Below are 270 nucleotides of genomic sequence, written 5' to 3'. Positions count from 1 at the left end.
AGGGATCAGTGTTTTTCACCAATCGGTAGAATGGTGCGGTCGAACTGCTCGTTCAGCACTTCACCCATGGCCAGGTAGATTGCGCTTGCGCCGCAAACCAGACCTACCCAGCCGGCAACGTGAACGATGCCTTCGTTATCCGCCAGGTGACCGATGGCCAGCAGAGCGAACAGTACGGTCAGGCTCAGGAAGACGAATTGCAGTGCGCGGTTCGCCTTAAGGGTACCGAAGAACATGAACAGGGTGAACACGCCCCACAGTCCCAGGTAC

At 57.0% G+C, this 270-nt stretch carries 1 protein-coding gene; it reads right to left on the bottom strand.

Annotated features, from left to right (window positions below):
• Positions 1–5 precede the first annotated feature (5 nt).
• Positions 6–270 (bottom strand): acetate uptake transporter (locus tag RTW80_RS29390; RefSeq protein ID WP_312721648.1); only part of this gene is annotated, 265 nt, incomplete at its 5' end.

The organism is Escherichia sp. AM3 (assembly GCF_032029835.1).
In the GTDB taxonomy this organism is placed as follows: domain Bacteria; phylum Pseudomonadota; class Gammaproteobacteria; order Enterobacterales; family Enterobacteriaceae; genus Escherichia; species Escherichia coli.
This window is presented reverse-complemented; position numbering and strand designations above follow the sequence as displayed.